Source organism: Glutamicibacter sp. V16R2B1, from assembly GCF_005774635.1.
GTDB classification, from domain to species: Bacteria; Actinomycetota; Actinomycetes; order Actinomycetales; family Micrococcaceae; genus Glutamicibacter; species Glutamicibacter creatinolyticus.
Map to the genome: position 1 here is coordinate 1 of NZ_VATX01000053.1, position 1,726 is coordinate 1,726.

A 1,726-nucleotide genomic window follows, 5' to 3' on the forward strand; every position below is an offset into this window, starting at 1 on the left:
AGCAGCGCCTGTTCTGAGTGGAGTCGTGCAGAGGCAGGGTCGCGCAGGCCGGTGTCCTTCGCCGCGCGGATCCGGTCCTCGCAGCGGGCCAGGCGGCGGTGAAGCAGTTCCAGGTCCGCGAGCTGGCCGCGGGGGGTGTTGGTCGCGAACGCGGTGCAGCGGTTCCCGTCCGGGTCGACGATCCGCAGCTGGGCGCCCGGATGCGGGCGTTCCTTGCGCACGAGGACCCGCATGCCCACCGGCCAGCCGGACAGGTCCATCAACCCGGTCAGCTCGGCGACCCACGCGCCGTCGCGGGGCTGCCCGTCACCGTCGTAGGCCGGCGTCCACGCCCCCGGAGGAACCGTGGCGATCGCCTCGGCGGCGCCCTCGGGCAGGGTGAACCCGACCGAGTAGGCCAGCCGCCGGCGGTCCAGCCACGCCACGAACGCATGCGTGCCGCCCCCGCTGTCAGTACGGATGAGCACCGACCGGCCCCGGCGCAGCCGCCGGGGTAGCTGGGCGAGCGCGGCGGTGGCCACGGTGACGTGGTCGGCGGCGGTGTTCGCCCCGGCGTTACCCGGCAGCAGCACCACCGCCAGCGGGTCCCCCGACCCGTCGGCACCATGGTCGGCGAATGCCCACAGAGGATGGAACCCGAACCCCCGCTTCAACGTCCGGTCCGCCTGCTCCTTCTCCGAATGGGCGGTGACCAGGGTGGCGTCCAGATCGACCACCAGCGGATCGTCGCCCGACACCCCGGCGTGCGGGGCGTGCGCGCCGGCCAGCTCCCACACCCGGGCCCGGGCCACCGCCCGGGCGGCGTCGATCGCTTTCAGCGCCTTCTCGACATCGCCGGCAAGCCGGTCGATGGTGCGGGACACGGTCGGGTCCGACGCCACCGGTCCGAACACGGCTGGTTCCGCGCGCAGCAGCGAGATGTCCGCGAGGCAGTCCCCACCCAACGCCGCCGACAGCGCCAGATCGCACAGCACCTTGCCTGGATCGTGCACCGCCCGGCCAGGCCGCCACGGCGCCAACGCCACCGACAGCGCCTGCCCCAGCCCGCTGGCCCGGACCGTCTCGGTCAGCAGCAGCCCGCCCGCCTGCGACACGATTCCACGCCCGGCGGCGTCCACGCGGACAGACGGATACAGAGCGGTAGTCTTCACCGCGAAGGTGCTCCTTGGTTCGGTTGGATTCAGGCCCTCAGCAAGCCCGATCCTCCCAGCTCAGGAGCACTTTCCTCTTTCCGGCACCCCAACAGACGATCACCCCGGTGAAAGCCCGAGGCTAACGCACAGGCACACCGGATGTGCGGCAGAACCGTTGTTCACTTCCGAAATGGTGAGAGTTGAGTGCCCATGGTGATGGACGCGGTCAGAGTATGAGATTGTCTGACATGAATGATGTTCGGGTGTCGAAGGAGGGGGCCTTATGCGTGGCCGGGTGCTGAGTGCCGGGTTCGCCGTTGTCGTGGCCTGCGCCATCACGATCACCGCCTGCGGGGACGAGACGGCACAGGAGACCGCGAGCGCGGGAGAAGGCCGGACGGAGGAGCCGGCGGCGAGCCCGACGGATTCGGCCACGTCCAGCTGGAACGACTATCTCGCCCTGACGCGCGGCAAAATCTGCACCTACCAGGGTGGTGACGGTGCCGGCGGCCAGCTGACAAGCACTCAGGAGGCGATCTCGATAACCCCGAATTCGGCCGGTACGGAAGACCTAGTCGAGGCGGTCACGGCCG

The 1,726-nt window shown here is 70.5% G+C and carries 1 protein-coding gene and 1 pseudogene; one reads left to right on the plus strand and one right to left on the minus strand.

Annotation, left to right across the window (positions count from 1 at the left end):
* Positions 1-1,151 (minus strand): annotated as a pseudogene (locus tag FDN03_RS15955) (IS1380 family transposase); the annotation flags it as partial.
* Between the two features lie 265 nt (positions 1,152-1,416).
* On the opposite strand from FDN03_RS15955, the gene FDN03_RS15960 reads away from it, so the two are divergent.
* The coding region (locus FDN03_RS15960) for a hypothetical protein (RefSeq protein WP_138178578.1) at positions 1,417-1,726 on the plus strand (310 nt) is incomplete at its 3' end.